Here is a 24,261-nt window from a genome sequence, read left to right on the forward strand (position 1 = left end):
CATCGACACCAACCTCGACCAGGTCGCGGTGCAGTCCCCCGCCAACTCCGGACAACTCGCCGCCACCGGCAAGCTCGGCGTCACCGCCGGCACCCACGCCGGCTTCGACATCTACAGCGTCGTGCGCGACGGCCGCACCGTCGCCAACAGGGCCTACGCCGTACTGGCCGGTGCCACCGCCAGTGGCATTCACACCGTGGACCTTCTCACCGGCGACGTCGACCCAGCCGGCGCGTTCCACGCCAACCTCACCGTCGTGGACCTCGCCATTCCCCTCGGCCAACGCTGACTCACACCGGATCCCGAGACCCGGGGCCAGCGGCGCCCCTGATGCGCACGCCAGTGCAGGGGAAGCCAAGTCAGATCAACTTCTCCTGCGCCCGGGTAGACGGGGAGCGAGGCGCCACGTCCTTTCTCTACGGCCTCGCCGTAATCGACCACCGACGCGGCGTCCGACTCGGCGTGTGGGACATCCATTCATCCGCGGTGCCCCACCCGCCGAGGTGGTCGCGGCGCTGCGCCGCGCCATCGCTGCGGTCTCCACCTGACGGATATGGGGTCAACCCGAACCGCGGCCTAAACCCGCACCTACTCCGAGGTCGAGGCGTCCTTACGACGACTCGTCGCGGCAGCGGCGCAGGTCCGACCATCCTAGAAGCCTCGCCACACCTGAGCGGTCACGAAGCGGACCCCCCGGTGCTCACATCCAGGTCGCCCTGGCGAGGCCTGGCGGCCAGCCGCACGAAGAGGACGACATCGCTGACGATTCATGCTCGAGAGGCACCCTCCAGCGACATGCGGACCTTGGCGTGCGACAGCAGCAACGCAGCGCTGGCCCGCACCGCCTCCTTGGCCACCTTTTTGAACACGTAGATGTACGTCTCCGCGGTGGTAACCGGGCTGGCATGACCCATGTCGTGCTGGATCATCTTCAGGTCCACCCCAGCCGCCGACGCCAACCCCGCGGCCGCGTGCCGCAAGTCATGCAACCCCACCGGCGGCAGCGCCAGGTGTTTGACCAATTTCGCGAACCGGCGGGTCAACCAGTCCGGGCTCACCGGCCGCCCGTTCGCGTGAACGAAGACCCTCCCCTTCGGGCCACCCCCGCCGCGGCGGCGCCGCTGCTCATGCCACAACTCCCACAACAGCGTCACCGTGGCCTCGTCAAGGGCCAGCGTCCGCACCCCGGCCGCTAACTTAGGTGGTCCGATGTGCTCCCGCGCACCGATGACGATGACCTGCTCCCGGATCGTCAGCTCGCCCGCGGCCAGGCTGATGTCCTCCCAGCGCAGGCCCGCCATCTCGCCTCGACGCGGGCCGCGCAGCGCAACCAGCCACCACAGCACGAACAGCGGATCGTCGCGCACCGCCTCAAGGAACCGCGCCAGATTGTTCAAGTCCCATACCGAGACCCGTGGACGCACACCGGTCTCCCGCCACACCGCCTCGCGCTCGTCATCCCAGACCACCACATGCGGGCGCGCCCCATTGGGCAGCCGCAGATTCCGGGCGGGATTGTGGCCGACGATGCCCCGCCGCCGCGCCTCCGGCAACGCGCTGCGCAGCACCGCCCGGATCCGGCTCACACTGCCCGCCGAGATCAGCCGCCCGCCCCGCACCACCTGACCGCAGATCACGTCCATGGCCCGCTGAACGGTCTTCACGCGCAGCTTGCTCAACCGATGGAAGCCCAGCTGCGGGATCAGATACCTTTCCACGATGCTGCGTAATTCAGCACCGTCGTGGGCCTCAACCGGCCCGACGGGACTCGAACCCCTAACCTTCTGATCCGTAGCCCCCGAACCGGCGAACGCCTGATAAATCCTCGCACCGGTTGTCGATCCGGGGCCAGGCTGTGCGACGGAAGGGTGCGGGGCCGGAGGGACCGGCCCACGACGCCCGACAGGAGCCCGACATGACGCAGTACATGATCTCGATTTACGAGCGCGAGGCCGAATACGCGACCGTCACGCCCGAGGCGTGAGGCTCGGTGGTCGACGCGCACGGCGCGTTCGTCAAGGCCGTCGCCGACCTCGGCGGCACGATCACCGGCGGCGGCGTCCTGCAGCCCACGACCACGGCCACGTCGATCCGCAGCGGCGAGGTCACCGACGGCCCCTTCGTCGAGACCAAGGAGGCGTTCGGCGGCTTCTACCTCGTCGAGGCCCGCGACCTCGACCACGCCCTCGAGATCGCTAAGCTCACGCCCGCCCCGTTCGGCGGCGTCGAGGTCCGGCCGCTCATGGACGTGAACGCCGGCCCGGCCCAGTGACCCCTGCCGCGAGCCCTCCACCGGGTGGGGTCGCGGACGCACTGGCGGACGCGCACCGTCGCGAGTGGGCCTTCGTGCTCGCCGCGACGGTGCGCGTCGCCGGCGACCTCGACTTGGCCGAGGAGTGCGCCCAGGAGGCCTACGTCGACGCGATGACCGCGTGGACGCGCTCGGGCGTGCCCGAGCGGCCCGGTGCCTGGCTCACGACGACGGCCCGGCGTCGCGCCGTAGACCGGCTGCGGCGGGAGGTCGCCCTGCGCCGCAAGTTGCCCCTGCTCGTCGAACCCGTCGAGGCCGACGCCTCGGGGTCGCCAGCCGGCAGTGACGCGGACGGCGACGAGGCGCTGCCCGACGACCGGCTGCGGCTGCTCTTTACGTGCTGCCACCCGGCGCTCGACCCGGCCGCACGGGTCGCCCTCACCCTGCGGCTCGTCTGCGGTGTGGCCACGCCCGACGTCGCCCGGGCGTTCCTCGTGCCGGAGTCGACGATGGCGGCGCGGATCACCCGGGCGAAGAAGAAGATCACCCAGGCGCGGATCCCCTACCGCACCCCGACGGCCGCGGAGCTGCCCGAGCGGCTGGACAGCGTGCTGGCCGCCGTCCACCTGCTCTTCAGCACCGGCCACACCGCGCCGACCGGCGAGCAACTCGTGCGCGACGACCTCTGCGAGCGCGCCCTCGACCTGGCCCGCACGCTCGTGCAGCTGCTGCCCGCCGAGCGCGAGACCCGCGGGCTGCTCGGGCTGCTGCTGCTCACGCACGCGCGCCGGGCCGCGCGGCTCGACGCGCAGGGCCGGCTCGTGCTGCTCGAGCACCATGACCGGCAGCAGTGGGACCACGTCATGATCGTCGAGGGGCTGCGCTGGACCGTCGAGTCCCTGCAGGCCCCGCGACCCGGGCGGTTCGCCCTGCAGGCCGCGATCGCCGGGGCCCACGCCGTCGCGCCGACGTTCGCGGCCACCGACTGGGCCCGCGTCGTGCACCTCTACGACCTGCTGCTGGCGGTCGAGCCGTCACCGGTCGTCGAACTCAACCGCGCCGCCGCGCTGGCGTTCGCTGAGGGGCCGGCGGCGGCGCTGGGGATCGTCGAGCGGCTCGCCGGCGACGCCCGGTTGCGCTCGTACCCGTACGTGCACGCCGTCCGGGCCGACCTGCTGCGGCGCCTGGGCCGGGGCGGTGAGGCGTCCGCCGCCTACCGCGCGGCGCTAGAACTGACCGCCAACGGGGCCGAGCGCGACTTCCTCCGGCGCCGGATCAGCGACCTCGACCCGGGCGCGGCGACCCAGGCGCCGAACCGGTGACCCTCCACCGCCGAACGCAATTCGGGGTGCAACGCGGCCCCCTGCCCGCCCCGTTGAGGCTCCGTGAAGTTCGAGGAGTACGTCGTAGCACGGGTCAGAGCCCCGGAGCGGTACGCTTACCTGTTGACCGGTGACCTGCACCGGTCAACAGGACCTGGTGCAGACCGCCCTGGTCGAGGCTCTGGTGCGTTGGCGGCGGATCGGCCGGGTCGACCACCCTCAAGGCCCGGCGGCGGCGCCACCTCTCCTCGCCGCGCAAGCTGCCCCGCTGGGGTCGCAACCCGTTCGATGATGTCGTACGGCGTCGACATAATCGCGAGATGCCCAACGGGATCGACGTCACCTTCCGCCTGACGCGCTCCGGCCTTCCTGCCGGGCAGGCAGCCACGTGGCAGACCGTCCTGACGGAGTTTGCCGCCGAGATACCCGACCCCGAGCAGGTCTAGGTGATCATCACCGACGAGTTCGAGAAGTTGGCTGGCGAGTACTGCGTGCAGGCGGTCGACCGGTCCAACGAGTCGGAGACCGCGGAGCAGTTATCGCGCCAGCCGCTCGGACGGTGCTCGCGCCGCCGCGCTCACCGTGCGGCTGCCGCACGACAAGGACGCGTAGTGGTCGGCAGTCCGCTCTACGCCCACGGCGTTCGAAGCATGCGGCACACGCTGCTTCACGAGGCGCCGAACGTGCGGCTGATCCAGCACGGCGACACCGCCAACGCGGTGCACCGTCGAACGTCGTTCACGCTCCCGTCAGACGACATCACCTGGGAGTATCTGTGGATCGCCGAGAGCAGCGTCGACGAGTTCCGGTGCGAACGGACGGACGCGTTCCCGCAGCAGGTCGTGGATGCGCTGGGTGGTCCCGTCCGCCTCCCACTTGGCGTAGTAGTCGTACACCGTCATCGCCGGCGGAAAGTCATGCGGCAGGTGCTCCCACGCGATCCCCGTCCTCGCCACATACGGGATCGCGTTGACGATCTCCCGCCGGTCATGCACCGGCCGGCTGATCCCCAAGCCCACCCGCGCTGCCCGCCACGCGGTCAGGACCGGCTCGATCAACGCCCACCGCTCATCCGACAAGTCCGACCGATACCCACGCCGCTGCACACCCACGCCGCGATCAACAACCCACAGCGGCCCACGCCACGACCGAACGTGAAATAACCGCTACACGGATCAGATGCCCTCTGAAGACTGTGCGCCACGATCCCGGCGGAGCGCGGAGGCGGCCCTTCGACAGAAGGGTGGGCGTCTCACCCGAGAACGCCACCCCGGAACCTGGGCCGTCAGCGACTTACGGCTACGCGGCGAATGGCGGCGGCGAGTGCGGTACGGCCGCCGCCAACGTGTACCCCCGTATTGCGTTCTACGGCGGAGCGGCGGGCGGTCTTCGCGGGCATCGCACAGGTTGTCAACGCCGAGCCCGACCGACGTCCCCCGCGGCGTATCCGATTATGCGCTGGACGTCGTGCTGCCTGGATCAGGGCTTGGGGTTCGGGCCGCAGCGGGGTGACCGGCAGGTGCGCACCGATGGGCGTGATTCACCTAGGTCAGATTTCTGGCAGGCACGGGATTCTGCCACGCGTCTGATTTCGATCGTTCTGGCTGAACCAAGACTCGCCTGACACTGCCGATGCGGTCTGAGAGGCTCAGGAACCGGTTGGCAGTGTCGAGCCGGGGGTCGGTCAGGCCGAGGCAGTTAGGAGGACGACCTCATGTACCACCGCGTTGTCAAGCGCATCGCCGCACGCAACTTCACTCGGGTCAATGCCCAAGACTACGACGCCCTGCTCAAGGACTGCGTGCCGACAGTTCACCATCGATTCGGCGGGGACCACGCCCTCGGCGGGGAGCGGCACAGCCGCGACGCTCTACGCCGGTGGTTCCAGCGGCTCGGGCGGCTCAACCCGACCTTGCGGCTCACTGTCGAAGACGTGTGGGTGTCGGGCACTCCGGCCAACACGACAGTGATCATCCGTTGGTCCGCCACGCAGGACATGCCCGACCACTCTGCCTACCAGAACCACGGCGTCCATATCGTGCAGATGAAATGGTTCAAGATCGTGGCCATTGACGCTAACGAAGACTCTCAGGCCGTAGCAGCCGCCCTGCAGATCATGGCGGCGCACGGCAACAGCGAAGCCCTGGCCGCGCCAATCACTGACTAGCGTGCGGTGGGGTCAGCCGTCTCGGTCGCGAGGGATAGATGTCCCACCAGACCGGCTCGTTGGCCAGCGGCCGTGATGCGCTCCCTGCCGCGGCGCGAGCGGAACTCAACGAGTGAGGTCACGCTGATCGCCCGTGAAACGTCGGGCATGCGTCCGGCTCCGGTCGTCGCGCCCACATCGACGTCGGCTCTTCGGCCTCATCCCGCTCTCTTCGACCTGATGCGAGCGGTCGCTGTCGTGCAGGATGCGCCTTCACGCCACGGGGCTACTGCGACGGCGCGTCCCCGCCGACCTTCAGCATGGGTTACAGTCTGACTGAAGGTTTCCAAGGGAAGGAGCAGGTGACGATGTCAGACGAGGTGCGGACCGCGGTCGTGTATCTGCCCGAGGGCTACAACGCTCTCGAGGCGATCGGGTTCGAGGAGGTGATCAGTCTGGTGCCGGGGTTCCGGACGATCTTCGTGGCGGATCGCGCCGGCCCGGTGGTGTCCGACAGCGGCGACGTGGTGTTGATGGCCGGCTACGGTATCGACGACGTGGACTCCGCTGAGGTTCTGATGGTGCCGGGCGGTCGGGTGGCGGCGTTGCTCAGCGACGAACGGACTCTGGAGTGGGTCCGCCGGATCGATTCGGGCACCCGTTTCACCACGGCGATGTGTGTGGGACGGGCCGTGCTGGCGGCGGCGGGACTGTTGGACGGGGTGCGGGTGGCGGCACAGCCGGTGCCGCTGCCCGCGCACGGGGTCATCGAGGTGCCGATGCGGCTGGTCGCCGACGGGAAGTTCGTCACCGGCGCGAACGCCGTGTCGTCGCTGGACCTGGGCCTGCATGTCGCCGCCCACTACGTGGATACTCCGACGGCCAGGGCGATGCAGGTGTCGTTGGAGTACGACGTCGAGGTGTGGGGTCCGCCCTTCGCGCCGCGAAGCCTGCCGGAGCCGGGTCCGGATGAGTTGGCCGCGCTGTTCGGGCTCGTGTCCACCGGTCCGCGGGCGGAGATCGTGCAGGAACTGTTCGCCCTGTCAGGTCAGCGTCCGCCTGTCTAGTCGGTCCGGGCCGCGCGGCGCATCGAGATGTGCCGCGCGGCAGGACGATTGCTCCGGCCACCACCGGATGCGCCGCTCAGGGCCGCGCGGACGCGGCAATGGTGTGAAGTAGGCGTGCCAGGTCGTCGCGCTTCTGGTCGGTGAGTCCGGCGAGTAGTTCCTGGTCGAGGGCGGCGGCGGTGTCCGCGGCGTGAGCGAGCAGGCGGTGGCCGAGGTCGGTCACCTCCAGTCGTGCGGGATGGCCGTGCCCGGCCAGTTGGCGCTGGACCGCCCCGAGTTCCTCGAGACGGTTGACGGTGGCGTGCATGCTCTGCGCGGTCACGCCGGCCCTGCGCGCGAGGTCGCTGTAGGAGAGGTCCGGGTTGGCGGCGAGGTGACCGAGAGCCCCGATGTGGCGCAGCGTCAGCTTGTGGGCGGCGAGATCGCGCTCGATACGTCGCTGCACCGTGCGGCCCGCCGCGATGAACAGCAGAGCTGTCGACGCCGCCAATCCGCGTGGCGCCGGGCGACCACTGTCCTGCGCGGCCGAGCTTGCCTCTTGCCTCATCGCACCTTCCCGTCGGCTTCCCATGTTCACCCCACCCTACCGTAAGTCAGAGTGTAAGCCTGACTTAAAGTAGCGGAGGGCGTCCGCCCGCCGTGCCTGCCTGCGCGGTCCTGAGCACGATAGACATCGAGGGGAACATGACAAAACTCCTGTTGAGCGTGCACGTCCTGGCGGGGATCATCTTCATCGGGCCGGTCACGGTGGCCGCGAGCCTCTTTCCCCGCCACAGTCGAGCCGCCCTAGGCTCGAGCGACTCCAGCGACGTCGCCGTTGTCCGGCTGCTGCACCGTATCTGCCGTGTCTACGCGGTGTTGGGCCTGGCGGTACCGGCCTTCGGTCTCGCCACCGCCCAGCAGTTGGGCGTACTCACCGATGCGTGGCTGCTCGTGTCGATCGGGTTGACCATCACCGCCGGGCTGCTGCTCGCGCTGCGCATCCTGCCGGGCCAACAACGCATCATGGCAAGCCTGGACGGTCCCCCCGCCCCTGACGCTGCCCGAGGCGATGCGGTCAACGGGGTGCCGGGGCTCGCCATGACGACAGGCGTGTTCTCCTTGCTCTGGGCGGTCGTGGTGGTGCTCATGATCGTGCGTCCCGGCTCCACGACGGGTGCCTGACATGGGCGCTGACCTGTCGCCGCTGCGCATCGCCGCCGCCGTCGAAGCCGGATCCCTGATCGTTCTGGTCGTCAACCGCCTCACCGTGCACCATCCCCTCGTCACCTCGGCCACCGGCCCGGTGCACGGCACCACCTACCTCGCCGTCATCGCACTGGCCCTGCTCGCCTCCACCGCTCCCCGGCGCGCCCGCTACGCCGCCCTCGTGCCGGGAATCGGTGGCTACCTCGCCCTACGCCTGATGGACCGGGTCGGCTCGACGACATCCGCAGCGCCGATGTCAGTGCCCAGCGATCCTGCCGAAGCCCGCCCTGAGGACCTCGGAGGCCTCTGCGCGGGCACCGCCGATCCCGCCGGGTCCGAGACAGACAACGACATGGCCATCACCGTCGACGCTCTGGTGAAGGACTTCGGCCACGGCCGCGTGGTGGGGCCGCTCACCTTCACCGTGCCCTCGGGCAGCATCACCGGGTTCATCGGTCCCAACGGCGCGGGCAAGACCACCACCATCAGGATGCTCCTCGGCTTGATCCGCCCCACCGGCGGCGACGCCACCGTCCTCGGCCAGTCCGTGCGCCAACCAGCCCGCTACCTCGCGTCGGTGGGCGCGCTCGTCGAGGGTCCCGCGAGTTATCCCGGACTGTCCGGACGACAGAACCTGCGGGTGCACGCCCGCCTCGGCGGCATCCCCGCCGCGAGGATCGACGAGGTCCTGGACATGGTCGAACTCACCGACCGGGCAGATGACCGCGTGTCCCGCTATTCCTTCGGCATGCGTCAACGCCTCGGCATCGCCGCCGCGCTGCTGCCACGACCCCGCCTGCTCGTGCTCGACGAACCCGCCAACGGCCTCGACCCCCACGGCATCGCCGAACTGCGCCTGCTACTGCGTCGCCTCGCCGACGACGGCACCACATGTCTGATCTCCAGCCATTTGCTCAACGAGATCGAACACACCTGCGATCATCTCGTGGCCCTGCACCAGGGCAAGATCGTCTTCGCCGGCCCCCGCCGTGACCTCATCACATCCCGCTTACTGCTTCGCCCCGAGGATCCCAGCGCCCTACCCGCCCTCGCCGAGGTCCTGACCGGCCTGGGGTACCAGGCGCACCGTCGGGCAGGTGCCATGGTCATCGACGCGCCGGCCGCAGACGCCCCTGGATGCAACCGGGCCGCCATGGACGCGGGAATCACCCTGGCCGAGCTGCGTCCCGAGGCGACCGGTCTGGAACAGGCGTTCCTCGCCCTCACCGCCGGCCAGCCGCAATCCCTGCCCGTAGGTCTGCGATGATCGGCACGTTCACCGCGACCTGGATCAAGCTCACGCGTCCCTTGCTGCTGCTCGCCGCTACCGGCGCCACGATCGGCTTCGCCGTCATGGTCACCGTCGGCACCTTCCTGACAGCCGCCCGACCCGGCGGTTCCCGCCTCAGCGACCCCCCCATGCTGTTGGCAACCATGGGCGGTGCCACCGTTCCGGGAGATCTGATCAGCCGCATGGTGATGGTCCTCGGCGCGTTGACCCTCACCGTCTGCGCCGCCCATGTCGCCGGCGAATACCGCACCGGGACCCTGAGCATCCAACTGGTCCGCCAGCCGCAGCGGGGCACCTGGCTGGCAGGGACCAGCCTCGCTCTGGCCACGCTCGTGGTAGCGCTCGCCCTGGTCGCGGCAACGGCAGTGCTCGCGACGGCCCACCTCGCCGCGGCCCGCTACAGCGTCGACACCGCCGCCTGGCGCCAGACACGCGGCTGGGCGAGCGTCGCCTCGTCCACCGGGCTGATGACACTGGCCCTGCTCGGCTTCGCCGTCCTCGGCACGGCCCTCGCGCTCGTCCTGCGTTCGGCCATCGCGGCCATCGGCAGCGGGCTCGTCTACGGTCTGGTCGAAGGACTCATCGCGGCCGTCTTCCCCGCCACCAGCGGCATCCTGCCCGGGCAACTCCTGTCCGCAGTCGCGTTCGGCGGCACGGACACCACCACGACCGCCACCGCCGCCCTGTGGGCCGCCGCCGTCACCGCCGCCGCAGCAGCCGCCGCCACCGTCGTCTTCCTCCGAAGGGACGTGACCGAGTGACACCAGTCCTCGTCCCGGCGCCACCCCGCGATGTCGGCAAGAACCTGTTCGCAGGACCCAGCCTGCGGTCGTCGAACCGATCGCTCTGAACGTCGCCGAGGGTCGTGCTGGCCCTGCTGTCGGCGTACGGGCCGCAGCGCAGCGCCGCGTACGTGACCGCGTACACAGCGGCCATCGACATCCGCAAGCTCAGCGGCGAGCTGACGGCCACGCCACCACCAGCACCCAAAAGTCATCGGCTACACATGCAGACGTGGCCGCGCCCCGGGGGAATCCGGATCCGATGTGCTAATGGCGAAGGATCCACCTTCGACGCTCACATCCGTGTACGGGAAGAGGTCAGGCGCGGGACAGCGGGCGCGCGTAGGGTCGACGGGTGGCGCGAGTGTTGGTAACGGGCATGTCGGGCGCGGGCAAGACCACGCTGCTGACGGAGCTGGCCCGTCGCGGTCACGAGACCATCGACACCGACTATGACAGGTGGACGTTGCCGGACGGCGACTGGGACGAGCCGCGCATGGCGGCTTTGCTCGCACAGCGCGCTGCCATTGTCGTCTCGGGGACGGTAGCGAACCAGGGCCGCTTCTACGACCGTTTCGACCACGTCGTCCTGCTGAACGCACCACTCGATGTTCTGCTCGATCGGGCCACGCAGCGGTCGACCAATCCGTACGGGAAGACAGCCGAGCATCGCGCAGAAATCACGCGCTACATGCGTGAGGTGCAACCGTTGCTCCGACGCGGCGCCACGGTCGAACTCGACGGCCAACGCCCGGTGGAAGAGCTGGCCGACATCGTCGAACAGTTACTCAGTCCGGCGTCCTGAACTACTGCGACATGGCTGCCAGCCGATGCCCACCATTTTTCTCTCCGTGAGTCGGATGTGGGTCGTCATAGCCAGCCACCGTCCCGGCGTCCCGAATGCTCCGCGCCCGACCCGCACATCTGCCCTACCCAACTCTGCGCCAAGACCCGATCGCCGACACCCGCCCACCGGAGCTCGGCAGAGCGGATGGTTCGGGTACACCTCGAGGATTGCGCCGACCCACCGTAGGTGTTGTTCTACAGTCGGTGTCGAGCGATCGTGACCCCATACGGCACAGGTTGAACCACGCGCAGATCCCACCCCTCGTCGGTCGTCGCCTACGTCGTTCGAGCGGAGAGGATCCGTCATGAGCGTGGGTTTGCTGGCTCAGATCACGGGATTGGCGCTGCTGGATGCTCTTAACCCGGCGACGATCGCGGGGGTGGCGTTGTTGTTACTGGCGCCCATGAGTCGACCCGTACGCGCGGCGGGGATGTTCGTGGTCGGGGCCTATCTCACGGTCTTCGGTCTGGGCGCCGTCGTCTATCTGGGTGCCGGGGCTGCTGCCCAGGCGGTTGGGGACGGGCTGGTGTGGCTTCGTCGTGGTGCGTTCGCGGCTGCGGCGTTCGCTCTTGTGGTGGCCGGGATACGGCGGCTACGCCCCCGGATCCGCCGGGCTGTCACTGTGCCTACATGGGTGAATTCGGGGACATCCGCCGGCCTCGGTGTTCTGATGACCGGCGCGGATCTTCCCAACGCTTTCCCCTACTTCATCGCCATTGAGCGGGTGGTGCGATCCGGCACCAGTTGGCAGGCGGGTATGGCGCTGCTGGCTGGGTATGCGCTGGTCTATTGTCTGCCCTGTCTGGTGCTGCTGGTTGTCGGCGCGCTGCGCGGAGATCGGTTGCGGGAACGGTTGAGAGGTGTGTACCGGCGACTCGGCGCGGAAAGGCGGCAGCCCCGTAACGTCTGGGTGGCTGCCGCCTACCTGTTGGGTGCCTGCGTCCTCGTTGCCATCGCAGGCACCGCCTGACCGGGGTGAGGGCTGCCCGCTGGTCGGCGGTCGGCGGTCGGCGGTCGGCGGTCGGCGGTCGGCGGTCGGCGGTTCGATCGTGGTGCCGCGCCGTTGGGTGTGCTAGGCAGTCCAGGTGCCGCTCGCGCCCGCGGTGATGTCAAGGACGGCTCCTGAGATGTGGCGGGCGTTGTCGGAGAAGAGGAACATGACCGCCTCGGCAACGTCGTCGACGGCAACGGTGGTGACCGGCAGGGCGTGCGCAGGTGCATGCGGCATCGCATCGCCGTGCGAGGCGGGCAGGTCCGGACTGGGTATCTCCGGTGCAGTGTTGGTGTCGACGAGGGTCGGCGCGACGGCGTTGACGGTGACGCCGTGTGGTCCGAGTTCGAGTGCGGCGCTTTTGACCAGGCCAATGAGGCCCCATTTGCTGGCGGCGTAGTGGGCGAGGTTCTCCATGCCTCGACGGCCGGCCAGTGACGAGATGGCGACGATTCGGCCCTGACCGTTGGTGGTGAGGTAGGGCGTCACGGCGGAGAGCGTGTGGAACGCGCCGGTGAGGTTGACGTCGATGACGGTTTGCCATTGTTGCGGGGTCATGTCAGACAGCGGCACCCATCCGGCGACGCCCGCGTTGATCGCCACGAGGTGCAGGCCGCCAAGGCGATCGACTGCGTCTCGTACGGCTTCTCGCATGGCGTCGGGGTGGCGAACGTCGACGGTGAAGACCGCGGTACGTCGGCCGAGCGCGCTGATCGTGTCGCGGACGGCCGCCAGGTCATCGGGAGTGCTTGGCGTGGCGAATTCGTCGGGGGCGACCGGTGCGGCGATGTCCAGAAGGGCGACGTCTGCTCCTGCCTGGGCGGCGGAGATCGCGATGGCGCGGCCGATACCGCGGGCGGCGCCGGTGATCAGGGCGACTTTCCCGGTGAGGTGCTGTCTCGTCACGTGTGCTCTCCTTCGGGCAGCAGGGTGTTGCTCGGGGGTTGGGTGGTTGTGGAGAGTTCGTCGAGGCGTTGGATGGGTGCCTGTGCGGCGATGAGTCGGTGCATGGTGGCCAGGTGGCGTGGCCGGTTGACGGAGACGGCGCCGACGAGGCGGTCGCCGTGGGCGTACGCGGCGAGAAAGCGGCGACCCGGGAGGGATCCGTCGATGATCGTGACGCTGTCGGCCCGGTCCGGCATGCCGACTGATCGGATCTTGAGGGGGCCGATGTCGGACCAGAACGTCGGCACGTGGGCGTAGGGTAGGCGGTCCGCGGGGGCGGCGAGGAGGTTGTGGGCGGCGTTGTCGGCTTGCTCGCGGGCGTTGCTCCAGTGCCCGACTGCTGTCCTGCGGTGGTCGAAGACAGGGTTGGGCCAGCAGGTGACGTCGCCTGCGGCGACGATGCGGCCGTCGGGGTCCATCCCCGCGACGGCGCTGTACCGGTCGCACAGCAGATGCGGGCGGAGCACAGCGCCGCTGCCACGCAGCCAGGCGGTCGCGGGCAGCATCCCGAGGCCGATGACGGCGAGGTCGGCGGGAATGGTGGTGCCATCTGTGGTGCGGGCGGCGATCAGCCGATGGTGGTTGTCGCCGTCGAAGGCGGCCAGGGTGGTACCGGTGCGGACGGTGACACCGGCGTCGGCGAGGGTGGAGGCGATGCTGTTGCCGACGGGCACGCCGAGTTGCTGGCCGAGTAGCTGCGCCTGTTGTTCCACCAGCGTGACGTGGCAGCCGAGGGTCGCGGCGGCGTGCGCGATCTCGGCGCCGATGAACCCGCCGCCGGCGATCAGGACGCGCTGCTGGTCGGCGGCGGCGATGGCGAGCCGCCGGCGCAGCGCCAGGGCGTCGTCGAGGGTCCGCAGGTAGTGAAGTCCGTCGAGGTGGGAACCGGGACCGTTCCACCGGCGGGCGTGGGCGCCGGTGGCGATGACCAGACCGTCGTAGTCGACGGCGGTGCCGTCGGCGGTGTGGATCCGGCGGTGGCGGGGATCGAGTGCGACGGCGGCGGCTCCGAGGCGCCACCGCAGGTCCATCGACGGCTCGATCGGCAGGGCTACGGCGGGTACGCCGTTGGCGGGGGCGAGGAGTACCTGCTTGCTCAAGGGAGGGCGGTCGTAGGGACGGTGTGTCTCGTCGCCGACCATGGTGATCTCTCCGGTGAAGCCATGTCGACGCAGGGCGTGTGCCGCGTGCAGGCCGGCCAGGGATGCGCCGGCGATGACGACACGGCGCAGTGGCGGGGTCATCGCTAGTCCGCGTCGAGGGTGATGGCCTGGACCGGACACGCGCGGGCGGCGGCGTGCAGCTGCCCGGCATCGACGTCGGTGACGTCGGAGCGGTACTGGAGTTCGCCGTCGTCGTCGAGTTCGAAGACGGTGGGGGCTTCGAAACAGCAGTGGCCGTAGCGTTCGCAGCTGGTCATGTCGACGGTGACCTTCAAGGCAGGGTTCCTCTCGTGCGAGGTGGACGGGGTGTCAGGCCGCCGTAGGGCGGTGTAGCCGCATGGGCACGTCACGGCCGGGCTGCAGGGTGAGCAGCGGCTGCGGAGTGATGACCAGGTCGGGATCCAGGTCCAGGCGGTAGCGTTGCGCGATGGTGGCGAGGATCAGCACGGCCTCGACGAGCGCGAAGCGGTTTCCCAGGCAGACGTGAGGTCCGCCGCCGAAGGGGAACCAGGCGTAGGTGGGCATCGTGGCCAGGTTGTCGCCGAGGAAACGTTCCGGCCGGAACGCGTCAGGGGTGTCGAACCAGCGCGGATCGCGGTGGGTGGCCCACTGGCTCATCCACACGTTGGTGTCTCGGGCGATCGCGTGTCCCCCCAGAGTCACGTCGGCGGCTGCCTTGACCTGGAACAACCAGGCCGGCGGGTAGAGGCGCAGTGTTTCCTTGACCACGGCCTCGGTGTAGCGGAGCGCGACGTAGTCGGACATCTCCGGCGGGCGGTTGCCGACCACCTCGGTGATCTCCTGGATCATCCGCTCGTACACGTGTGGGTTGCGGGCCAGCAGCTGGTACGCCCAGACCAGGGTGTTGCCGGTGGTCTCGTGGCCGGCGATGTACAGGGTCATCGTCTCGTCGCGCAGCTGCTTGTCACTCATAGGCTGCCCGTCGTCATCGCGCGCGTCGATGAGCATGCTCAACATGTCGTCCGGTCGGTCGCCGGTGGCAGCCTTGCGCTCGGCGATGATCCGGTAGAGCACCTGTTCCACCTGGCCGATCGCGGCCTTGAGTCGCCGGCGACCCGGTGTGGGCACGCTCGGGGGGATGAACATGGTGACCCCGCGGAACTCCGCGCCGATCTCGCGGGACGCGACGTCCAGCGCGTCGCCGACGGTGGCCGCGTCACCGGATACGTCCGCTCCGAAGAGGGTCTTCGCCGCGATGCGTTGGGTCAGCGCCAGCATCTCCACTCTGATGTCGCGCGTCTCGCCCGGCCGCCAGCCCTGCAGCATCTGCTCGGTCAGCGTGACCATGGTGTCGGCGTAACCGGCGATGCGACGGGGGTGCATGCCGGGCTGCATCATCTTGCGTTGCCGACGCCAGAACTCCCCGTGGGTGTTGATGATGCCCTGACCGGCGAACAGGGTGAAGGCGTATCCGGAGTCGACGTCCATCGAGAAGGTCTTCTCGACGTTGAGGAACACGCTCTGGATGTCGTCCGGGTGGGCCACGAAGACGCTGTCCATGTTTCCGAGCCGCCACCGCACGATGTCGCCTCGTTCGCGCAGGGCGGTGAAGAAGGACAAAGGGTCTCGGGCGAAGCGCGGCAGGTGCCCGATGCCAGGCAGGCCACCGGGCATGACGGGGATAGGGGGCTTGCCTGGGGCGGAAGTCATCGGAGGACCTTCCTTCCGGGAACGCGATAGGCGGAGTGAACGTTCTGCATCTCATGTGAGACTTCAAAGTCTCACATGAGATGCTGGCGGGTCAAGCGGGTGCGACGATCGTCGCGGTGACACAGGTTGGCCTGCGGCGATCTGGCAGGATCGGCGGACGGCCGGCCGGCGTGGGCGCGCTGCGCGACGCCGAGGCGACAGCGGACGGGATAAGGGAAGAAGCGGTGCGGTGCGGGTCTCGATAGACGCGGTGGTGGATGCGGGAGCGCGCGTGCTGGCGCGGGACCGGGCGGCGCCGTTGAGTGCCGTGGCGCAGGCCGCATCCATCAGCCGTGCGACCTTGCATCGCATGTATCCCAACCGGGATGTCCTGGTGGAGGCGATCGTGGAACGCGCCTGCCGGGAAGCGCGAGCCGTGTTCGACCTGGTCGACATGGCCCACAGCCCCGTGCCGGATGCGATCCGAGACCTGGTGCGGCGGCTGATGCCCATCGCTCACTTGTGGGCGTTGGCCATCAACGAACCGCTCATGGATCAGGTGCCCCGTTTCGCCGAGGACGCCGCGGAACTTGAGCAGCGGCTGGTCGAGCTGATGAGGCGCGGTCAGCGAGACGGGGTCCTTCGCACCGACCAGTCCGCTCGATGGATGACGTTCTTCTTCGGCATGGCTCTCACTGCCGCGCACCACGCGGTGGCGTCGGGCTTCCTTGCCCCTCGTGAGGCACCGGACCTCGTCGTCAGCTCCGTTCTGCACGGCATATCCGGTTCGCCTGCACCCTGATGTGCCCTGCGTGTCACTTACGGCCTGCCGGCTCGGCGCAACGAATGGCGTCGTCGCCACCGTTTCGTGGCCCGCTTGGTCAGGTCGCGGGTGCGAGAAGCCACTGCCATGGCGTGTACCACGGCGTGTTCGGCCCAGGTGAACTCCAGTGCCAACAACGTGAGGCCAACGACGATCACCGGTAACGCGAACTCCAGCAGTGGTACGAGCAGAGCCACGCCAACAGCGGTCAGAGTGCCGCCGGCGACAACGACGACGGCCCGAGCGGCGGCGGGGCGTTGCCGGTGCCGGCGTCGCCGCTGCTGGATACGGGCACGAAGTGCCCGTCGCGCGTCGGCCTGCCGGGCGCCCTCCCGATAGGCGGTGTTCACGTGTCCGCACGCCTGTTCAGGACCACCGGTGTTGCGCCGCGCGGTTGCAGGAGCGGCACGGCCTCCACTTCTATCGGGGTCTCGAAACCGGCCCACATGTCGAGGCGTGGGGCGAGCAACGCCACGATGAGCTCGCCGTGGTCGAGATGGAACATCGCGATCTGACGACTCGGGCCAGTCGGCCAGGCAGTTAGGTCGCCCTGCCGCTGTTGCGGGTTCACCAAAAGCGTCAGCGGGTCGCGGGCGGATGCATCGAGGTCACCAACCACGGGCAACGCTGGCGTACCTGGGAGGCGGTGTTGACCATTTGAGGCCGTGGAGGTTGCGGACATCGTTGCTCCTTCCGGTTCGGCTACCAGCCATCGGGCACTGCATCTGGACGGCACCGGCATCGCCATGGAAGTCCGCCCTGCCGTCGCATCATCGGAGCGCAGCCTGGATGAGCGATGGCGTCGGGGCATCCGCTGTGCTGGATCTGCCGGGCTCATCCCTGGGAGACGACCGGCCCGGTCTCGTCAGTGAGGGCGAGGAGGAGCGCTCGGGTGTCCTCACGTTCGGCCTTCGTCGACGTGTTGCCGAGAAGGTCGCTCATCGTGCATCCGTCGAGCATCCCCATGATTACGGCCGCGCGCTGAGGATGAAGACCGTCGTCAGCGAGGGCCTGGCGCCACATCCGGTCGTGCACCTGGGCGCGTTGCAGGACATCGGGCACGCCGAGTAGGGCGGTAAGGACAGCCGGATTCCGCCACAGTTCGTCGACCATTTCGGGTGAATCATCAAAGGTGGCGCGGATGTGGGCCCGAAACAACCCCCCCGGCCGGTGGTCGTTCGGGTCGAGGTGGCGGCGCACCGCCGCGTCGAAGCGCGCCAGCCACTCCTCGACGAGACCCACAAGCAACGCCTCTTTGCTGCGGAAGTGGTGCAGGAGGCCGCCTTTGGACACTCCGGCCTCCCGCGCGATGACCTCAAGACTCACCGCGGCGCCATGGGTGGCGATCGTCTTGGCGGCCGCGTCCAGCAACGCCCTCCGGGTACGCACAGCATCGCGCTGCAAGGCCTGTGTCATGTCCATCACTCCTTGCCTCGGAACACCTCTTAACGTACCGTCCAGACGGTAGATTAACAACCGTCCAGACGGTCGGCTAAAGCGGGAGTAATCGTGGCAGTTCAGCAGCAGAGCCCTTCACGGGCCACCAGCAGACAGTGGGCCGCCCTGTGCGTCCTCGCCTTGGCGGTGCTGCTGCTGGCCGTCGACGGCACGGTGCTGTCGCTGGCCATTCCCGCCCTGAGTCAACAACTGCAACCCTCAGCAACGCAGCTGCTCTGGATCGGCGACGCCTACTCCTTCGCCCTGGCCGGCCTTCTGGTCACGATGGGCACCCTCGGCGACCGCATCGGCCGCAAGCGGCTACTCCTCATCGGCGCAACGGGCTTCGCAGGCGCCTCCCTGCTCGCCGCGTTCGCACCGTCGCCCGGCTGGCTCATCGCCGCCCGGGTACTGCTCGGTGTCGCCGGCGCGACCCTCATGCCCTCCACGCTGTCCATCATCCGCAACATGTTCACCGACGCCCGCCAACGCACCACCGCCGTCGCGGTCTGGGGCGCGATGGCCACCGCTGGCGCCGCCGCCGGACCACTCGTCGGTGGGTTTCTCCTCGAACACTTCTGGTGGGGCTCGGTCTTCGTCATCAACTTGCCGATCATGGCGCTCCTGCTCATCCTCGGCATCCCCCTGATTCCCGAATCCCGCGACCCTCACCCCGGCCGCTTCGACCCGCTCAGCGCCCTGCTGTCCGTGCTGGGAATCGTTCCCGTGGTCTACGCGGTCAAAGAACTCGCCAGCCACGGCGTCACCCCCACCGCCGGCATCACCGCCGCAGCAGGAATCGCGGCGATCATCATGTTCGTTCGCCGGCAACGCGCGCTCACCACACCGCTGATCGACGTGACCCTCTTCCGCCGGCCCGCCTTCACCGGCGCCGTCAGCGCCAACCTGCTGTCGATCTTCGCCCTCAGCGGGCTGCTGTTCTTCGTCTCCCAGTACCTGCAACTCGTCCAGGGCTACAGCCCGTTGCAGGCCGGAGTGCGGCAGCTACCACTCACCCTGGCCAGCCTCGCCGTCGCCGTGGTGATCGGCGCCCTCGCCGCCCGCATCGGCCACGGCCCCCTGATCGGCATCGGACTCGTCATCGCCGCCGGCGGCCTGGTCCTGCTCGCCGCCGCCGAAGGCACCGGTTCCTACCCGTGGCTCGCCACGGCGTTCGTGGCCATCGGCCTCGGCGTCGGCGCCGCTCTCACCCTCACCACCGACGCCGTCATCTCCGCCGTCCCACCCAACAAGGCCGGCGCCGCCTCCGCCGTCTCCGAAACCGCCTACGAGTTGGGGGTAGCACTCGGCATCGCCATCCTCGGCTCCCTGCACACGGCCCTCTACCGCACACACCTCACCGTGCCGGCAGACGTCCCGGACCCCACCGCCGAAGCCGCCCGAGAGTCCCTCGCCTCCGCCACAGCCGTGCCCTCGACGCCGCTTCTCGATCTAGCCCGCGACGCCTTCGTCAGCGCTATGCAGGCGACATCGCTCATCGCAGCCCTGCTACTGGCAGCCGCTGGCCTCCTCGCATGGAAACTGATCTCCGCCGACAAGGGCAGCGACCAGAACGTCAGCTTCGGGAGCACTGACGATCCTGAGCGATGACGGCCCCACGCCAGCGGCGGGCCGCACCCCTACCCACGACCTGCGCAAGATGTTCGACGCCATCGTCTACGTCAACCGCACCGGCATCGCCTGGCGCTACCTGCCCCACGACTTCCTGCCCCACCCGACGGTCTACGGCTACTTCGTCACCTGGAGCAAGGAAGGCATCTGCACCGAGCTGAAATACCAGCTCACCGGCATCGTTCGTGACCACCACGGCCGGACCATCGCACGTGGAGGCGCGGCGGCGGCCAACTGGCGCGCGACGGTCTATACATCGACATTGGCCGATACCTGCAACTGCTCAGAGGCTGTCCGTTCACCAGATGCAGGACCTGCCCGTGACGTCCCGGTCAGCGGGTTACCGGTGGGGTGAGGGCCTTACGGAACATAATCATATCGTCACCGGTCTCGTAGTAGTCGCGCACGCGGGCTTCCTCGTCGTAGCCGCAGGTGCGGTAGAAGGCCCTGGCGCGGTCGAAGGCGGGCAGCGCGGAGGTCTGGATGAGCAAGAGTCGTTGGTGGCGGGTGCGCAGATCGTTCTCCACGGCGTGCAGCAGCCGGGTGCCGCGGCCCTGGCGGTGGTGATCGCGGTCGACGCCGATCATGGTCAGTTCCCAGGTGCGGTCGGTCGCCGGCAGCGGTTCGTAATAGGCGACGCCCACCAGCCGGCCGTCGTGCTCGTCGACGAGGCACGCGTGGCCGTCGGCGGCTGCGGCGGTGAAGTAATCGGTCATCATCTGCGCGACGATGCCGGATTCCTCGGCTGGGAACAGGTCGGCGGCGACGGCCAGGTCGACGATCGTCGGGGCGTCCTGAGCAGTGATGGTTCTAATCATCGGGCGCCTCCATGGCTGGCCGGCGGCGTGTACGGGGCCGCATCCCCGCGAGAATGTACCACCCGGTACAAACCGTTCGTTAGGATTCCGTTGTGCGTATGGAACCCACGACCACCAAGGGCAAAGCGACCGTGCAGCGGGTATTGGACGCGGCGTGCGTGCTGTTCGCCCGTCAGGGCATCCGTGCGACAACGCTCAACCAGGTGGGGAAAGCGTCGGCGACCGGGCGAGGTCAGCTCTACCTGTACTTCGCCGACAAGGCCGATCTGGTGGCGGCGGTCGTCGGCCAGCAGGTCGATCGGGTACTGGCTGCCCAGCAGCCGTTGCTGGGCAGCATCGGCAACGCGGCAGACGTACGGCAGTGGTGTGCCCTGGCCGCCGAGCAGTACACCGCTGATGACCCGGTGCGGTGTCCGATCGGATCGCTGGTCTACGAACTCGGCGAGGACGACCCTCTCGCCCGCACAGCGCTCACGGCTGGTCTCGCGCGATGGCGTGCCGCCCTGTCATCCGGCTTGCGCCGAGTCGGCGAACGCGGCGAACTGGCCCCGAGCATCACCCCGGACGACGCGGCCACCACCCTGCTGGCGGCCTACCAGGGCGGCGTGCTACTTGCCGCCGCTACCAACGACGTCACCGTGCTACGCCAAGCCCTCACCACCATCGCCTCCTGCCTACTCCCCCCACCACCGCCAACCAGCACACCGCCGGCGGGAGCGGCCTAAGCCTGCCGCACGAACAGCTCTGGCCGGTGTGGCGTGCGCCCCCACGCCCGCGCCTGCCGCAAGCGCAGGCACGGCAACGGGTACTTCGACTGCTTCGCCGCTGACAGGTTCGGCGGTTCGGCACGCGCGGGGCGGCAGCGCCACGGCGGCTTACCGTCCAAGGCCACCGCCGGGAAGGCCCAAGAGGAGTGGCTGAGCCGGCTCCGCTCGGGTGGTCGGTGCAGCGGCCCGCAGCTTGCAGGTTGCCATCCACGCGCCTGTCCCGTCGCCGCAAGGCGGCCCAGCCGGTCCGAAGACTCGTCGGTGACCAGTGTTCCGCTTGCAGCTGATCCGACGAGCGGAAGCAGTCGCAGCACTACCGGTTGGCGGAGGCGTCAGTGGCAGTCGGGAGTCGTGAACGCTGCGGCAGCCCATGTTGGGCTCAGGCTCCTCGAGCACCTCCAGCGTGCTTCGGGCCGCGTCGCCGGACCCTGCCTTGCCTGCCGAGACATCGGCCACACGTCGATGTCGAGTTCGATGGCGACGGTCCCGGGCGACGACATATGCCGGAGTGCGGGCTTCGAAGCGGCGCACCGGTCGGGCCCGCAGACCTGTCTGACAAACGAAGTACGGTCGATCTTGCCTTGTCGGGTTAGCTGGACGGCGTACCTCCTGGACCTGGCGTGCTGCCGGTTGTGACCGCTGCGGCTACCGGCAGCCGCGGTCGTGGTTGGTGCAGCAGGCGTCGGTGCAGCCTGCCGTGCAGCCGTAGCCCGCGGAGGCGATATCGGGTGCCGGCAGGGCGCAGTCGTCGCAGTGCTCGCCGCGCCAGGCTTCGGCGCCTTCGCGCAGGGCGACGGCGGCGATGACCAGTGCCGCGATGGGGTCGGCCCACCACCAGTCGAGGGCGGCGTTAGTCAGCAGTCCTACGAACACAATTGCGGACAGGTAGGTGCAGAGCATCGTCTGCACGGAGTCGGCGATGACGGTCGCCGAGCCGAGTTCACGGCCGGTGCGTCGTTTGGCCCAGACCAGCAGCGGCATGACGATGACGGAGGCGGCGGCGATACCGATACCGATCGGCGATGTCTCGGCCCGCTCGCCGCCGAGCAGGCTGCGGGTGGCGTCGACGGTGACCCAGGCGGCCAGGGCGAAGAACGACACGGCGATGAGTCGCAGTGCCAGGCGTTCGCGATGCTCGGGCACGCGGGAGCGGAACTGCCAGATGATGACCAGGGCGCTGGAGACCTCGACGAAGGAGTCGAGGCCGAAGCCGAGCAGCGCCGTGGAGGACGCCGCGGCGCCGGCGGAGACGGCGACGGCGCCTTCGAGCAGGTTGTAGCCGGCAGTGGCGTAGGCCAACTGCAGGCTGCGCCGGTTGAGCAGCGCGCGCCGCGCCGTGCCCGGTGTGTTGCGGGTCGGTGCGCTCACCGGGTCGCCGCCGAGGTGTCGATGCCGTAGGCGGGGCAGAGCGCCACGGCAGCGCCGGTCGCCGCGAGGACGCCTTCGGCGGCGTGCAGCAGATCCATCAACTCCGGGCGGGTGAGAGCGTAGAACGACTGCCGGCCGTCGGCGCGGTAGTCGACCAGGCCGCAGTTGCGTAGACAAGCGAGGTGCTTCGACACGGTGGATTGGGCCAAGCCGAGCTCGCCGGTCAGGTCCACGACCCGCGCCTCACCAGCGGCCAGCCGCGCCACGATCCGCAGCCGCGTCTCGTCGGCCAGGGATCGGAACAGCGCCACCGCCGGGCCCATCCCTACTGCCGCTGCTCCCGGCACGCACTCGCCGCCTACCATTCCCATGCCGCGATGATATGCGATAGGGGCGATGGTCCTGGTGATATCCTGGACGTGCGCCACCATGGACGCATGAAGTTCGCGGGCCAGATGCGACACCGCTGCCCGGGCGCCTAGCGACGCCCGGGCAGCGGGTGCGTCAGAGCCGGTCGAGGATCCTGTTCATGGTGTCAATCTCGGCCTGCTGATCGTCGACGATCTGCTGGGCGAGGGCTTTAGCGTCGGTGTTGGCGCCGTTCTTGGTCTCGTCCTTGGCCATGGTGATGGCGCCCTGGTGGTGGGCGATCATCATGGTGAGGAACTGCTTGTCGAAGTCGGTGCCGGTGGCGGCGGCGAGCGTGGCCATATCGGCGTGGCTCATCATGCCGGGCATGTCGTGGTCCATGCCGGGCGTCGAGTTGGGGCTCGCGCCGTGGTGCATCCCACCGGTGGCGCCGACGCTCGGCGTCGAGGTGCCCCACGCGGCCAGCCAGCGGGTCATGGTCGCGATCTCCGGGCCCTGGGCGGCCTTGATCTGAGCGGCGAGTTGTTTGACCTGCGGATCGGTGGCGCGGGTGGCGGCCAAGTCGGCCATCTGCACGGCCTGCTGGTGGTGCGGGATCATCATCTGCGCGAACATGACGTCGGCCGAGTTGCCCGCGCCAGGGCTGCTCTGGCGGCTGGTCACGCTGGGGCTGGCCGTCGTGGCGCTGTGTCCGCCGGCCGTGTTGTGCTCGCCGGCGCCGCAGCCGGCGAGAGTGACGGCGGCGGTGAAGCCGGCCGCGGCCAGAACGGCCCGGCGTAGGTAGGTGCGAGTCATCGCGGAAGGTGCCTTTCGTGTCGGCTGAGACTGCGGAACAGGAAGAGGCGTGTCCGGCGGGGCATCTGCACGCCGGAGGACGCGGTTCCTATACGCGCAGCACCGACACTGCGGCCAGGTGCAGGCCGATCCGGGGTTGCGGCGGCGCCCGGCAGCTCGGCGCACGGTGACCCGGACGCGGACCCGGGCGAACGAGGCTCGTGCGGGCGATCAGGAGGACGCCGAGGGCCACCGCGAAAGCGACGGCGGTGACGATGGCCAGGCAGACCTGCCATCCGGGCAGGTGCCCGCCGCCGTGGCCGGCCGGCTCGACCGCGTCGTGACGGCAGTCGTCGCCAGCATATCCATCGTAAGCGGCGGGTACCGCCAGTACGGCGGTGGCGTGACCGGTGTGCGCGCCGTCGGGCCGCATCGAGGAAGGGTCGTGGCCGAGGGTGTGCATGGCGGCCACGCCGATAAGGGTGCAGGCCAGCAGCACGAACCGCCCCAGATGCGTGATCCGCGCTGCTGGCCGTGTCACGTGCTCCACGCTACCGCCCCGCCGCCGGGCTCATGCCCCGCCGATCCATGAAAGCACGCCATCGCCAACCATCGCCACCCGTAGCCCGA

Annotated in this window: 28 protein-coding genes and 1 pseudogene; 15 read left to right on the plus strand and 14 right to left on the minus strand. The window is 69.2% G+C overall.

All coding sequences use genetic code 11. The annotated features are described in order from the left end of the window. On the plus strand, positions 1–289 hold a 289-nt coding region (locus tag D7223_RS31240), incomplete at its 5' end, for a DUF4394 domain-containing protein (RefSeq protein WP_120733109.1). 478 nt (positions 290–767) lie between these two features. Here the strand turns inward: D7223_RS31240 and D7223_RS31245 are convergent. Further along, positions 768–1,718: a site-specific integrase gene (locus D7223_RS31245; RefSeq protein ID WP_120733111.1), complete on the minus strand. Its 951-nt coding sequence runs from the start codon at positions 1,716–1,718 to the stop codon at positions 768–770. 272 nt (positions 1,719–1,990) lie between these two features. Here D7223_RS31245 and D7223_RS31250 point away from each other — a divergent pair, with 272 nt between their 5' ends. The 3 genes from D7223_RS31250 to D7223_RS34060 all read left to right on the plus strand — a co-directional run bounded on the left by D7223_RS31250 (position 1,991) and on the right by D7223_RS34060 (position 4,019). Beyond that, positions 1,991–2,272, plus strand: a complete 282-nt coding sequence (locus D7223_RS31250) for a YciI family protein (protein WP_238162305.1) — start codon at positions 1,991–1,993, stop codon at positions 2,270–2,272. Positions 2,273–2,346: 74 nt separating this feature from the next. Continuing rightward, positions 2,347–3,573 (plus strand): RNA polymerase sigma factor, encoded by a 1,227-nt coding sequence (locus D7223_RS31255; RefSeq protein WP_120733186.1) that lies wholly within the window; start codon positions 2,347–2,349, stop codon positions 3,571–3,573. A 320-nt stretch (positions 3,574–3,893) separates the two neighbouring features. Then, the gene (locus D7223_RS34060) at positions 3,894–4,019 is read left to right on the plus strand and encodes a hypothetical protein (RefSeq protein WP_272948779.1); all 126 of its coding nucleotides are present in this window, start codon (positions 3,894–3,896) and stop codon (positions 4,017–4,019) included. 372 nt (positions 4,020–4,391) lie between these two features. Here the strand turns inward: D7223_RS34060 and D7223_RS31260 are convergent. Next, positions 4,392–4,679 (minus strand): annotated as a pseudogene (locus D7223_RS31260) (transposase); the annotation flags it as partial. A gap of 608 nt (positions 4,680–5,287) precedes the next feature. Between D7223_RS31260 and D7223_RS31265 the strand changes: the two are divergent. After that, complete coding sequence (locus tag D7223_RS31265) at positions 5,288–5,740, plus strand: nuclear transport factor 2 family protein (protein ID WP_120733113.1); 453 nt, start codon at positions 5,288–5,290, stop codon at positions 5,738–5,740. A gap of 347 nt (positions 5,741–6,087) precedes the next feature. Next, complete coding sequence (locus tag D7223_RS31270; RefSeq protein ID WP_158610952.1) at positions 6,088–6,786, plus strand: DJ-1/PfpI family protein; 699 nt, start codon at positions 6,088–6,090, stop codon at positions 6,784–6,786. 76 nt (positions 6,787–6,862) lie between these two features. On the opposite strand, the gene D7223_RS31275 is transcribed toward D7223_RS31270, so the two are convergent. Then, positions 6,863–7,333 carry a MarR family winged helix-turn-helix transcriptional regulator gene (locus D7223_RS31275; protein ID WP_120733117.1) on the minus strand — a complete coding sequence of 157 codons (471 nt, stop codon included), beginning with the start codon at positions 7,331–7,333 and terminating at the stop codon, positions 6,863–6,865. Between the two features lie 137 nt (positions 7,334–7,470). Here D7223_RS31275 and D7223_RS31280 point away from each other — a divergent pair, with 137 nt between their 5' ends. The 5 genes from D7223_RS31280 to D7223_RS31300 all read left to right on the plus strand — a co-directional run bounded on the left by D7223_RS31280 (position 7,471) and on the right by D7223_RS31300 (position 11,864). Beyond that, the gene (locus D7223_RS31280; RefSeq protein WP_120733188.1) at positions 7,471–7,950 is read left to right on the plus strand and encodes a hypothetical protein; all 480 of its coding nucleotides are present in this window, start codon (positions 7,471–7,473) and stop codon (positions 7,948–7,950) included. A 1-nt stretch (position 7,951) separates the two neighbouring features. Beyond that, positions 7,952–9,241, plus strand: a complete 1,290-nt coding sequence (locus D7223_RS31285) for an ATP-binding cassette domain-containing protein (protein ID WP_202864723.1) — start codon at positions 7,952–7,954, stop codon at positions 9,239–9,241. After that, positions 9,238–10,026 carry a hypothetical protein gene (locus D7223_RS31290; protein WP_120733119.1) on the plus strand — a complete coding sequence of 263 codons (789 nt, stop codon included), beginning with the start codon at positions 9,238–9,240 and terminating at the stop codon, positions 10,024–10,026. Before D7223_RS31285 ends, D7223_RS31290 begins: the two co-directional genes overlap by 4 nt. A 376-nt stretch (positions 10,027–10,402) precedes the next feature. Beyond that, positions 10,403–10,852, plus strand: coding sequence for an AAA family ATPase (locus tag D7223_RS31295; protein ID WP_120733121.1), 450 nt, complete (start codon positions 10,403–10,405; stop codon positions 10,850–10,852). Between the two features lie 346 nt (positions 10,853–11,198). Then, positions 11,199–11,864, plus strand: coding sequence for a GAP family protein (locus tag D7223_RS31300; RefSeq protein WP_120733123.1), 666 nt, complete (start codon positions 11,199–11,201; stop codon positions 11,862–11,864). 102 nt (positions 11,865–11,966) lie between these two features. On the opposite strand, the gene D7223_RS31305 is transcribed toward D7223_RS31300, so the two are convergent. The 4 genes from D7223_RS31305 to D7223_RS31320 are packed head-to-tail and all read right to left on the minus strand — an operon-like array spanning position 11,967 to position 15,664. Next, the gene (locus D7223_RS31305; protein ID WP_120733125.1) at positions 11,967–12,791 is read right to left on the minus strand and encodes an SDR family NAD(P)-dependent oxidoreductase; all 825 of its coding nucleotides are present in this window, start codon (positions 12,789–12,791) and stop codon (positions 11,967–11,969) included. After that, on the minus strand, positions 12,788–14,074 hold the full coding sequence (locus tag D7223_RS31310; protein WP_120733127.1) for an NAD(P)/FAD-dependent oxidoreductase: 1,287 nt from the start codon (positions 14,072–14,074) through the stop codon (positions 12,788–12,790). Before D7223_RS31310 ends, D7223_RS31305 begins: the two co-directional genes overlap by 4 nt. A 2-nt stretch (positions 14,075–14,076) precedes the next feature. Further along, a complete protein-coding gene (locus tag D7223_RS31315; RefSeq protein WP_202864724.1) occupies positions 14,077–14,250 on the minus strand; it encodes a ferredoxin in 174 nt (57 codons plus the stop codon). A 52-nt stretch (positions 14,251–14,302) separates the two neighbouring features. Further along, a complete protein-coding gene (locus D7223_RS31320) occupies positions 14,303–15,664 on the minus strand; it encodes a cytochrome P450 (RefSeq protein WP_120733131.1) in 1,362 nt (453 codons plus the stop codon). 229 nt (positions 15,665–15,893) lie between these two features. On the opposite strand from D7223_RS31320, the gene D7223_RS31325 reads away from it, so the two are divergent. Further along, positions 15,894–16,445 carry a TetR/AcrR family transcriptional regulator gene (locus D7223_RS31325; RefSeq protein ID WP_120733133.1) on the plus strand — a complete coding sequence of 184 codons (552 nt, stop codon included), beginning with the start codon at positions 15,894–15,896 and terminating at the stop codon, positions 16,443–16,445. Between the two features lie 367 nt (positions 16,446–16,812). Here the strand turns inward: D7223_RS31325 and D7223_RS31330 are convergent, their stop codons facing one another. Together D7223_RS31330 and D7223_RS31335 are read right to left on the minus strand one after the other, a co-directional pair. Then, positions 16,813–17,148, minus strand: coding sequence for a hypothetical protein (locus tag D7223_RS31330; protein WP_147252661.1), 336 nt, complete (start codon positions 17,146–17,148; stop codon positions 16,813–16,815). 152 nt (positions 17,149–17,300) lie between these two features. Then, positions 17,301–17,882 (minus strand): TetR/AcrR family transcriptional regulator, encoded by a 582-nt coding sequence (locus D7223_RS31335; RefSeq protein WP_158610953.1) that lies wholly within the window; start codon positions 17,880–17,882, stop codon positions 17,301–17,303. A 93-nt stretch (positions 17,883–17,975) separates the two neighbouring features. On the opposite strand from D7223_RS31335, the gene D7223_RS31340 reads away from it, so the two are divergent. Together D7223_RS31340 and D7223_RS34390 are read left to right on the plus strand one after the other, a co-directional pair. Continuing rightward, positions 17,976–19,514, plus strand: a complete 1,539-nt coding sequence (locus D7223_RS31340; RefSeq protein ID WP_120733138.1) for an MFS transporter — start codon at positions 17,976–17,978, stop codon at positions 19,512–19,514. Further along, positions 19,504–19,890 (plus strand): transposase, encoded by a 387-nt coding sequence (locus D7223_RS34390; RefSeq protein ID WP_420330360.1) that lies wholly within the window; start codon positions 19,504–19,506, stop codon positions 19,888–19,890. Before D7223_RS31340 ends, D7223_RS34390 begins: the two co-directional genes overlap by 11 nt. Here the strand turns inward: D7223_RS34390 and D7223_RS31350 are convergent. Further along, complete coding sequence (locus D7223_RS31350) at positions 19,868–20,353, minus strand: GNAT family N-acetyltransferase (protein WP_120733140.1); 486 nt, start codon at positions 20,351–20,353, stop codon at positions 19,868–19,870. The genes D7223_RS34390 and D7223_RS31350 overlap by 23 nt on opposite strands. 98 nt (positions 20,354–20,451) lie before the next feature. Between D7223_RS31350 and D7223_RS31355 the strand changes: the two genes are divergently transcribed. Continuing rightward, positions 20,452–21,078 (plus strand): TetR/AcrR family transcriptional regulator, encoded by a 627-nt coding sequence (locus D7223_RS31355; protein ID WP_120733142.1) that lies wholly within the window; start codon positions 20,452–20,454, stop codon positions 21,076–21,078. A 687-nt stretch (positions 21,079–21,765) separates the two neighbouring features. Here the strand turns inward: D7223_RS31355 and D7223_RS31360 are convergent. The 4 genes from D7223_RS31360 to D7223_RS31375 all read right to left on the minus strand — a co-directional run bounded on the left by D7223_RS31360 (position 21,766) and on the right by D7223_RS31375 (position 24,172). Further along, positions 21,766–22,488 carry a cation efflux transmembrane domain-containing protein gene (locus D7223_RS31360; protein WP_120733144.1) on the minus strand — a complete coding sequence of 241 codons (723 nt, stop codon included), beginning with the start codon at positions 22,486–22,488 and terminating at the stop codon, positions 21,766–21,768. Continuing rightward, complete coding sequence (locus D7223_RS31365) at positions 22,485–22,859, minus strand: ArsR/SmtB family transcription factor (protein ID WP_186832309.1); 375 nt, start codon at positions 22,857–22,859, stop codon at positions 22,485–22,487. The genes D7223_RS31360 and D7223_RS31365 overlap by 4 nt, the downstream gene beginning before the upstream one ends. A gap of 133 nt (positions 22,860–22,992) precedes the next feature. Then, positions 22,993–23,652, minus strand: coding sequence for a DUF305 domain-containing protein (locus D7223_RS31370; RefSeq protein WP_120733146.1), 660 nt, complete (start codon positions 23,650–23,652; stop codon positions 22,993–22,995). 88 nt (positions 23,653–23,740) lie between these two features. Next, positions 23,741–24,172 carry a DUF6153 family protein gene (locus tag D7223_RS31375; RefSeq protein ID WP_147252660.1) on the minus strand — a complete coding sequence of 144 codons (432 nt, stop codon included), beginning with the start codon at positions 24,170–24,172 and terminating at the stop codon, positions 23,741–23,743. Positions 24,173–24,261: the final 89 nt, after the last annotated feature.

This window comes from Micromonospora endolithica (assembly GCF_003626595.1).
In the GTDB taxonomy this organism is placed as follows: Bacteria; Actinomycetota; Actinomycetes; order Mycobacteriales; family Micromonosporaceae; genus Micromonospora; species Micromonospora endolithica.

Bases quoted from the DNA above. Each gene is read 5' to 3' on its own strand.
- D7223_RS34060 (WP_272948779.1), top strand. From the start codon at position 3,894: ATGCCCAACGGGATCGACGTCACCTTCCGCCTGACGCGCTCCGGCCTT.
- D7223_RS31265 (WP_120733113.1), top strand. From the start codon at position 5,288: ATGTACCACCGCGTTGTCAAGCGCATCGCCGCACGCAACTTCACTCGG.
- D7223_RS31270 (WP_158610952.1), top strand. From the start codon at position 6,088: ATGTCAGACGAGGTGCGGACCGCGGTCGTGTATCTGCCCGAGGGCTAC.
- D7223_RS31275 (WP_120733117.1), bottom strand. From the start codon at position 7,333: ATGAGGCAAGAGGCAAGCTCGGCCGCGCAGGACAGTGGTCGCCCGGCG.
- D7223_RS31280 (WP_120733188.1), top strand. From the start codon at position 7,471: ATGACAAAACTCCTGTTGAGCGTGCACGTCCTGGCGGGGATCATCTTC.
- D7223_RS31285 (WP_202864723.1), top strand. From the start codon at position 7,952: ATGGGCGCTGACCTGTCGCCGCTGCGCATCGCCGCCGCCGTCGAAGCC.
- D7223_RS31290 (WP_120733119.1), top strand. From the start codon at position 9,238: ATGATCGGCACGTTCACCGCGACCTGGATCAAGCTCACGCGTCCCTTG.
- D7223_RS31300 (WP_120733123.1), top strand. From the start codon at position 11,199: ATGAGCGTGGGTTTGCTGGCTCAGATCACGGGATTGGCGCTGCTGGAT.
- D7223_RS31310 (WP_120733127.1), bottom strand. From the start codon at position 14,074: ATGACCCCGCCACTGCGCCGTGTCGTCATCGCCGGCGCATCCCTGGCC.
- D7223_RS31315 (WP_202864724.1), bottom strand. From the start codon at position 14,250: ATGACCAGCTGCGAACGCTACGGCCACTGCTGTTTCGAAGCCCCCACC.
- D7223_RS31320 (WP_120733131.1), bottom strand. From the start codon at position 15,664: ATGACTTCCGCCCCAGGCAAGCCCCCTATCCCCGTCATGCCCGGTGGC.
- D7223_RS31330 (WP_147252661.1), bottom strand. From the start codon at position 17,148: ATGTCCGCAACCTCCACGGCCTCAAATGGTCAACACCGCCTCCCAGGT.
- D7223_RS31335 (WP_158610953.1), bottom strand. From the start codon at position 17,882: ATGACACAGGCCTTGCAGCGCGATGCTGTGCGTACCCGGAGGGCGTTG.
- D7223_RS31350 (WP_120733140.1), bottom strand. From the start codon at position 20,353: ATGATTAGAACCATCACTGCTCAGGACGCCCCGACGATCGTCGACCTG.
- D7223_RS31355 (WP_120733142.1), top strand. From the start codon at position 20,452: ATGGAACCCACGACCACCAAGGGCAAAGCGACCGTGCAGCGGGTATTG.
- D7223_RS31365 (WP_186832309.1), bottom strand. From the start codon at position 22,859: ATGGGAATGGTAGGCGGCGAGTGCGTGCCGGGAGCAGCGGCAGTAGGG.
- D7223_RS31370 (WP_120733146.1), bottom strand. From the start codon at position 23,652: ATGACTCGCACCTACCTACGCCGGGCCGTTCTGGCCGCGGCCGGCTTC.